Source organism: Streptomyces sp. NPDC107538 (genome assembly GCF_055657445.1).
Window position 1 is genome coordinate 377,870 of the sequence record NZ_JBVKAY010000005.1, and the last position, 7,313, is coordinate 385,182.

The following is a 7,313-nucleotide window of genomic DNA, read 5'->3' on the forward strand; positions in this document are numbered from 1 at the left end:
GCCGCCGGCGCCACCACGCCCCCAGCACCTCCCCCACCGCTCCCCTCACTCCCCGTAAGAACAGGAGCACCCACATGTCCAACTCCCCCCTCGAACAGCCGGAACTGCCGGAACAGCCCGAACAGCCGGAAAAATCCCGTGACTCATTGTTACAGCACGCCACTGACAACGCCGTCTCGTGGATCACGCTCAACCGCCCCGAGGCGATGAACGCCCTCACCCCCGACCAGCGAGAACGCCTCATCGGCCTCCTCTCCGACGCCTCCGCCGACCCCGCCGTCCGCGCTGTCGTCATCACCGCGACGGGCCGCGGCTTCTGCGCGGGAGCGGACCTGCGGGGCGGGGCGGCGAACGGCGGCGCGGCGGACGGTGGCGCGGCGGACGGTGGGGCGCGGGCGCCCGGTGACGTGGCGCGCATGATCCGGCTCGGCGCCCAGCGCCTCGTCGCGGCCGTCCTCGACTGCGAGAAGCCGGTGATCGCGGCGGTCAACGGCACCGCGGCCGGCCTCGGCGCCCACCTCGCCCTCGCCTGCGACCTGGTCCTGGCGGCCGAAGGGGCCCGTTTCATCGAGGTGTTCGTACGGCGCGGACTGGTCCCCGACGGCGGCGGCGCGTATCTGCTCCCCCGCCTCATCGGCCCCCACCGGGCGAAGGAGCTGATGTTCTTCGGCGACGCCCTGTCCGCCGCCGACGCGGAGCGCCTCGGTCTCGTCAACCGTGTCGTCCCCGCCCAGGACCTGGAGAAGACGGCCCGGGAATGGGCGGAACGTCTGGCCGCCGGCCCGACGCGCGCCCTCGCCTTGACCAAACACTTGGTCAACTCCTCCCTCGACACCGACCGCGCCACCGCCTTCGCCGCCGAGGCCGCCGCCCAGGAGATCAACATGACGACGGCCGACGCGCAGGAGGGCGTGACGAGCTTCGTGGAGCGACGGACACCGCGCTTCGAGGGCCGCTGACGGCAGTCGAACAACCTTGACAGGCAACGGCACTTCACTTCTGACGGTCCGTCAGCTTCAATCGTAGACATGATGGGACACGCGGGAATGGCAGCCGCCGCCGTCCGCTACCTGAGAGCGGACCCGGCGGACAGGAGCCGCAGGACGACGAGCGGACCACCGGCCGTGGACGCGCTCCCCCGCCCCGACCTGCGCTGTGTCGGCGAGCACGAGCGGGCCCCGGTCGACCAGACCGAGTTCCGCCGCGTCCTGGGCACCTTCGCGACGGGCGTCACAGTGATCACCGCCCCGGCACCGGCCCCGGAGGCCGACACCAGCGACGGGGCCCCCGACAGCCACCCGACCGACCTCCGCCCCGCCGGCTTCGCCTGCCAGTCCTTCTCCGCGCTCTCCCTGGACCCGCCCCTCGTGGTCTTCATGGTCGGCCGTACGTCGACGACCTGGCCCCGCATCGCGCGCGCGGGCGTCTTCTGCGTGAACGTACTCGGCGCGGACCAGGGCGAGTTGTGCCGGCGTTTCGCGGCGAGCGGCACGGACAAGTTCGCCGGGGTCCCCCACACCCCCGCGCCGACCACGGGCTCGCCCCGCCTCATCGGCGCCACGGCCTGGATCGACTGCACGATCCAGGCCGTCCACACCGGCGGCGACCACCTGATCGTGGTGGGCCGGGTGGAGTCGCTGGGGACGGACGACGAGACGGTGGCGCCCCTGCTGTTCCACAGAGGGCGGTTCGGCGGTTTCACGACCGACTAGGCCGACGTCACCACGCCACCCACGACCACCACACACAGCACGGCCAACGCGCCCCAGGTGAGGATCGACGCGCAGGGCTGGACGGGGCGGCCCGCCTCGGCCCGTACGAGGGTGTGGTGAGCGGCGAGGGCGGGGGGCAGGACCGCCGCGTACAGGACGAGGGCGGTGAGGTGCCAGGAGGGGACGGCGAGGGCGGGCAGTACCCACAGGGTGCAGGCGGGCGGGATCCACCACCAGGCGGTACGGCCGGTGAGCTGCCGGGCGGTCCAGTGGGCGAGCAGGACGGCCGGGAGGACGTACGCCACGGTCAGTACGGTGGCCGCGAAGAGGACGAGCAGCAGGAGCAGCGGGGAGAGCAGGAGAGCCCCGAAGGACGACCCACCGAGCGCGTCGCCCGGCCCCGAGTCGCCGTCGAGCGCGGCCAGGGACAGCACCGCGCACAGCAGCGCGCCCTCCACGCCGAGCACCGCCATGGACACCGCCGACGGCGCGGCACCCCGCCCGGCCGCGTCCTCGTCCACCGCCCCCGCCGTTGCCATGTACATCACCGGCTCCCTCCCCTCCTACAGGGAGTGTGCCCCGGCCGAAACGGTTGCTCCGCGCGGGGCCCGGCCGGAGCGGCGGGAGGGGTCAGGCGGTCGCCGCCCCGAACCGTCCCGCCGGCCGCCGCCGGATCACCAGCGCCATCAGCGCCGCCGCCGCGCACAGCGCGCCCGAGGCGTACCAGACGACGTCGTACGTACCGAAGGTGTCGCGGGCGAGGCCGCCGAGGAAGGCGACGAGGGCGGCGCCGACCTGGTGGGAGGCGAGGACCCAGCCGAAGACGATGGCGCTGTCCTCGCCGTAGTGCTCGCGGCACAGGGCCATGGTGGGCGGGACGGTGGCGACCCAGTCGAGGCCGTAGAAGACGATGAAGAAGATCATCGGGAGCTGGACGGTGGGTGCCAGCAGGAGGGGGAGGAAGAGGAGCGAGACGCCCCGGAACGCGTAGTACACCGCCAGCAGCCGCCGGGAGTCGAAGCGGTCCGTGAACCAGCCCGAGGCGATCGTGCCGAGGACATCGAAGACGCCGATGACCGCGAGCAGCGAGGCCGCAGCCGTGACGGGCATGTGCGCGTCGTGGGCGGCGGGGATGAAGTGCGTCTGGATGAGGCCGTTGGTGGAGGCGCCGCAGATCGCGAACGTCCCGGCCAGCAACCAGAACGGCCCCGTCCGCATCGCCGAGAACAGCACCGTCACCGCCCGCCGCGCGGCCCCCCGCACCGGCGCCGGCTTCGGCACGAACTCCTTCGCCCCGTACGGCTTCAGCCCCACCTCCGCCGGATGGTCGCGCAGCAGCAGCCAGACGAAGGGGACGACGGCCAGCGCGGCGAGGGCCACGGTGACGGAGGCGGGCCGCCAGCCGTGCTCCGAGACGATCCACGACAGCAGCGGCAGGAAGATCAGCTGGCCGGAGGCCGAGGCGGCGGTCAGGATGCCGGAGACGAGGCCACGCCGTTCGGTGAACCAGCGGTCGGTGACGGTCGCCGCGAACGCCAGCGCCATCGAGCCGGAGCCGAGCCCCACCAGCAGGCCCCAGCAGAGCATCAGCTGCCAGGCCGAGGTCATCCACACCGTCGAACCGGCCCCGACCGCGATCACCGTCAGCGCCACCGCGACGACCCGCCGGATACCGAAGCGGTCCATCAGCGCGGCGGCGAAGGGGGCCGTCAGCCCGTACAGCGCCAGGTTGATCGAGACCGCCGACGCGATCGTGCCACGCGACCAGTCGAACTCCTGATGCAACGGATCGATCAACAGCCCCGGCAGCGAACGGAAGGCCGCCGCCCCGATGATCGTCACGAAGGTGACGGCGGCGACGAACCAGGCACGGTGGATCCGGACACGGCCGGGACGAACGGCAGCGGCGGCCGCGTCACGAGGGTCGTCGGCGTCGCTCTCGGGCTCCGGCTGGGCGATCGGGGCGTCGTCCGCTGTCTGGGTCATGACGTCAAGCTTCCGACCTGCGGTCATCCCGGACGAGTGGCCGGAGGGACAGCCTTCGCTAGGATCGGGCCATGACCGCCGAGCCGACCACCGAGCCGCCTACCCAGCCCACCCCCGCACCTGACGGCCGCCACCGCGTCGTCGTGCTGGCCCTCGACGGCCTGCTCCCCTTCGAACTCGGCATCCCGCAGCGCATCTTCGGCAAGGCGCGGGACGCGGCGGGGCGGTCGCTGTACGACATCGTCACCTGCTCGGTCCGGCCGCCCGGCCCGGTGGAGACGGACGCCGACTTCGAGATCCTCGTCGCGAACGGCCCGGAGACCCTCGCCACCGCCGACACGGTCGTCGTCCCCGCCTCGTACGAGGTGGGCCCGGTCCACGAGGAGGGCGTCCTCACCCCGGAACTGGCCGCCGCCCTCGCCCACATCCGCCCCGGCACCCGGCTGGTCTCCATCTGCACCGGCGGCTACGTCCTGGCCGCCGCGGGCTACCTCGACGGCCGCCCGGCGACCACGCACTGGTTCCACGCCGAGCACTTCCAGCGGCTCTTCCCGAAGGTACGGGTCGACGCGGACGTCCTCTTCGTCGACGACGGTGACATCCTCACCTCGGCGGGCGTCGCGGCCGGGATCGACCTGTGCGTGCATCTCGTCCGACGCGACCACGGCACCGCCGTCGCCAACGACGTGGCCCGGCGCACGGTCGTACCGCCGCACCGGGACGGCGGGCAGGCGCAGTACATCGAGCGGCCCCTGCCCGAGCCGCAGACCTCGACCACGACCGCCGCGCGCGCCTGGGCCCTGGCCCGCCTCCACGAGCCGATCCAGCTCCGCAACATGGCCGCGCGGGAGTCCATGTCCGTGCGCACCTTCACCCGCCGCTTCCGCGAGGAGGCCGGCATCAGCCCCGGCCAGTGGCTCACCCGGCAGCGCGTCGAACGCGCCCGCCACCTCCTGGAATCCACCGACCTCACCATCGACCAGATCGCCCACGACGCGGGCTTCGGCACACCCCAGTCCCTGCGCCAGCACTTGCAGGGCGTCCTGGGCGTGACCCCGACGACCTACCGCCGGACGTTCCGCGACAGCCGTACGTGACGCGGGACGCTCAGAACGTGAGCACCGCCCGTGCCACCCGGCCCTCGCCCGCGTCCTCGGCCGCCTTCGCGAAGTCCTCCACCGGGTACGTGGCCGTGACCAGCTCGTCCAGCAGCAGTCGGCCCTCGCGGTACAGGTCGGCGTAGAGGGCGATGTCGTGCTGGGGCCGTGCGGAGCCGTAGCGGCAGCCCAGGATCGACTTGTCGAGGTAGAGGGAGGAGACGAGGAAGGACGCCTCGGCGGTCGCGGGCGGTACGCCCAGGAGGACCGCCTGGCCATGGCGGTCGAGGAGGTCGATGGCCTGGCGGACGAGTGCGACGCGGCCGACGCACTCGAACGCGTGGTCGGCGCCGGTGGGGAGGATCTCCCGCACGCCGTCCACGGAGGTGAGGAAGTGCGTGGCCCCGAACAGCCGTGCCACCGCCGCCTTCTCCGGGTTGGCGTCCACGGCGACGATCCGCGTGGCCCCCGCGATCCGCGCCCCCTGGACGACGTTGAGCCCGATCCCGCCGACCCCGATCACGACGACGCTCTCCCCCCGGTCGACCCGCGCCCGGTTGAGGACCGCGCCCACCCCGGTCAGCACCCCGCAGCCGATCAGCGCGGCGGAGGTCAGCGGGATGTCGTCCGGGATCCGTACGGCCTGCACGGCCTTGACCACGGTCCGCTCCGCGAAGGCGGAGTTCGCGGCGAACTGGAACACCTCCCGCCCGCCCCGCGAGAACGGCCGGGTGGGCCGCCCGATGGCCCGCCGGCACATGGTCGGCCGCCCCCGGTCGCAGTCGGCGCAGGCCCCGCAGTTGGCGAGGGTGGACAGGGCCACATGGTCCCCGGGCCGGACGTGCCGGACCCCCGCCCCCACCTCCTCGACGACGCCCGCGCCCTCGTGCCCGAGCACCACGGGAACGGGGAAGGGGATCGTCCCGTCCACCACCGACAGATCGCTGTGACAGAGCCCGGCGGCCGAGACCGCCACCCGCACCTCACCGGGGCCCGGCTCCCGTACCTCCAGGTCGTCGACGACCTCGGCCCGTTTCCCGTCGAACACCACTCCGCGCATGGCTCCGCCTCTCAGCGTCTCAGCCTCTCGACTGTCCCTGCTCTCTCGGCTCTCGCTGCTCTCTCGGCTCCCTCGGCAGACCGAGCACGCGCTCGGCGATGATCGTGCGCTGCACCTCGTCCGAACCGCCGTAGACGGTGTCGGCCCGGCTGAACAGGAACAGGTACTGGAACGGATCGAGCACGTACGGCTCCTGGGCCGACCACTCCCGGGGCCCGACCACCGCCCCCGCGCCCCGCACCTCCATCGCCAGCTCCCCGAGCCGCCGGTGCCACCGCCCCCACAGCAGCTTGGCCACACTCGGCGCACCCGGCTCCGCGCCCCCTTCCGCCCCACCGAGCGTCCGCAGGGCGTTCCACCGCATGACCTTCAACTCCGCCCACTGCCGTACGAGTCGATCGCGTACGACGGGGTCGTCCGCCGCCCCGCTGTCCACGGCAGCCCGTACGACGCCCCCCAACTCCGCCTCGAACCCGATCTGCTGGGCCAGGGTCGACACCCCGCGCTCGAAGCCGAGGAGCCCCATGGCGACGCGCCAGCCGTTGCCCTCGCCGCCGACCACATGCTCCGCGCGGGCGTGCGCCCCGTCGAAGAACACCTCGTTGAACTCGCTCGTCCCGGTCAGCTGCCGGATCGGCCGCACCTCGATCCGGCCCGGCTGGTCCATCGGCACGAGCAGCAGCGACAGTCCGTGGTGCCGCCGGGACCCCGCCTCGGTCCGGGCCAGCACGAAGCACCAGTCGGCCTCATGGGCGAGCGAGGTCCAGATCTTCTGCCCCGTGATCCGGTACGACGCCCCGTCCTCCGCGCGCTCCGCCCTGGTCCGTACGCCGGCGAGGTCGGACCCGGCGCCGGGTTCGCTGTACCCCTGGCACCAGAGCTCGTCGCCCCGTGCGATCGGGGGCAGGAACCGCCGCTTCTGCTCCTCGCTCCCGAACGCGATCAGCGTCGGCGCGAGCAGCTTCTCGCCGATGTGGCCCGACCGGGTGGGTACGTCGGCCCGCGCGTACTCCTCCGCCCATACGACCTGCTGGGTGAGCGTGGCCGTACGGTTCCCGTACCCGCCCTCCGCCCACCCGAGCCCGATCCACCCGGCGGCCCCGAGCATCCGCTCCCACGCACGCCGCTCCGCGCCCACGCCGGCGTGCGCCCCCAACCATGCCTTGACCTCCCCCCGAAACGCCTCATCCTCTTCCCCGAACCCGAAGTCCATGCCACCTCCAAGATGACCGCCGTGGTGATGGTGGTGCGTTGCCGACCGCGGGCCCGGCGGGGCTTCTCGCGCAGTTCCCCGCGCCCCTAAAGGACCAGGCACCCGCAGCCCTGAAAGGCAACCTGGGGACGGGGGTTGAAAAGCACGGGGCGCAGCCCCGGCTTTTCAGGGGCGCGGGGAACTGCGCGACCAGCCCCCACCGGACCCGCACCCGCCAACGCACGGGAAAGGAGAGATTGGGAGGG

At 73.0% G+C, this 7,313-nt stretch carries 7 protein-coding genes; 3 read left to right on the top strand and 4 right to left on the bottom strand.

Annotated features, from left to right (window positions below):
- Window positions 1-74: 74 nt before the first annotated feature.
- Both ACZ7MG_RS20080 and ACZ7MG_RS20085 read left to right on the top strand, forming a co-directional pair.
- Window positions 75-959: an enoyl-CoA hydratase/isomerase family protein gene (locus ACZ7MG_RS20080; RefSeq protein ID WP_471393463.1), complete on the top strand. Its 885-nt coding sequence runs from the start codon at window positions 75-77 to the stop codon at window positions 957-959.
- A gap of 72 nt (window positions 960-1,031) precedes the next feature.
- Window positions 1,032-1,712 carry a flavin reductase family protein gene (locus ACZ7MG_RS20085; protein WP_471393881.1) on the top strand — a complete coding sequence of 227 codons (681 nt, stop codon included), beginning with the start codon at window positions 1,032-1,034 and terminating at the stop codon, window positions 1,710-1,712.
- On the opposite strand, the gene ACZ7MG_RS20090 is transcribed toward ACZ7MG_RS20085, so the two are convergent.
- A complete protein-coding gene (locus ACZ7MG_RS20090) occupies window positions 1,709-2,257 on the bottom strand; it encodes a hypothetical protein (RefSeq protein WP_471393461.1) in 549 nt (182 codons plus the stop codon). The two genes, ACZ7MG_RS20085 and ACZ7MG_RS20090, sit on opposite strands and share 4 nt — an antisense overlap.
- A gap of 85 nt (window positions 2,258-2,342) precedes the next feature.
- Window positions 2,343-3,698: an MFS transporter gene (locus ACZ7MG_RS20095; protein ID WP_471393458.1), complete on the bottom strand. Its 1,356-nt coding sequence runs from the start codon at window positions 3,696-3,698 to the stop codon at window positions 2,343-2,345.
- 71 nt (window positions 3,699-3,769) lie between these two features.
- Between ACZ7MG_RS20095 and ACZ7MG_RS20100 the strand changes: the two genes are divergently transcribed.
- Window positions 3,770-4,795: a GlxA family transcriptional regulator gene (locus tag ACZ7MG_RS20100; protein ID WP_471393455.1), complete on the top strand. Its 1,026-nt coding sequence runs from the start codon at window positions 3,770-3,772 to the stop codon at window positions 4,793-4,795.
- Between the two features lie 10 nt (window positions 4,796-4,805).
- On the opposite strand, the gene ACZ7MG_RS20105 is transcribed toward ACZ7MG_RS20100, so the two are convergent.
- Window positions 4,806-5,855, bottom strand: coding sequence for a Zn-dependent alcohol dehydrogenase (locus ACZ7MG_RS20105; protein ID WP_471393452.1), 1,050 nt, complete (start codon window positions 5,853-5,855; stop codon window positions 4,806-4,808).
- 19 nt (window positions 5,856-5,874) lie between these two features.
- Window positions 5,875-7,068, bottom strand: a complete 1,194-nt coding sequence (locus tag ACZ7MG_RS20110; protein WP_471393449.1) for an acyl-CoA dehydrogenase family protein — start codon at window positions 7,066-7,068, stop codon at window positions 5,875-5,877.
- Window positions 7,069-7,313: the final 245 nt, after the last annotated feature.

Bases quoted from the DNA above. Each gene is read 5' to 3' on its own strand.
- ACZ7MG_RS20080 (WP_471393463.1), top strand. From the start codon at position 75: ATGTCCAACTCCCCCCTCGAACAGCCGGAACTGCCGGAACAGCCCGAA.
- ACZ7MG_RS20090 (WP_471393461.1), bottom strand. From the start codon at position 2,257: ATGTACATGGCAACGGCGGGGGCGGTGGACGAGGACGCGGCCGGGCGG.
- ACZ7MG_RS20095 (WP_471393458.1), bottom strand. From the start codon at position 3,698: ATGACCCAGACAGCGGACGACGCCCCGATCGCCCAGCCGGAGCCCGAG.
- ACZ7MG_RS20085 (WP_471393881.1), top strand. From the start codon at position 1,032: ATGGGACACGCGGGAATGGCAGCCGCCGCCGTCCGCTACCTGAGAGCG.
- ACZ7MG_RS20105 (WP_471393452.1), bottom strand. From the start codon at position 5,855: ATGCGCGGAGTGGTGTTCGACGGGAAACGGGCCGAGGTCGTCGACGAC.
- ACZ7MG_RS20110 (WP_471393449.1), bottom strand. From the start codon at position 7,068: ATGGACTTCGGGTTCGGGGAAGAGGATGAGGCGTTTCGGGGGGAGGTC.
- ACZ7MG_RS20100 (WP_471393455.1), top strand. From the start codon at position 3,770: ATGACCGCCGAGCCGACCACCGAGCCGCCTACCCAGCCCACCCCCGCA.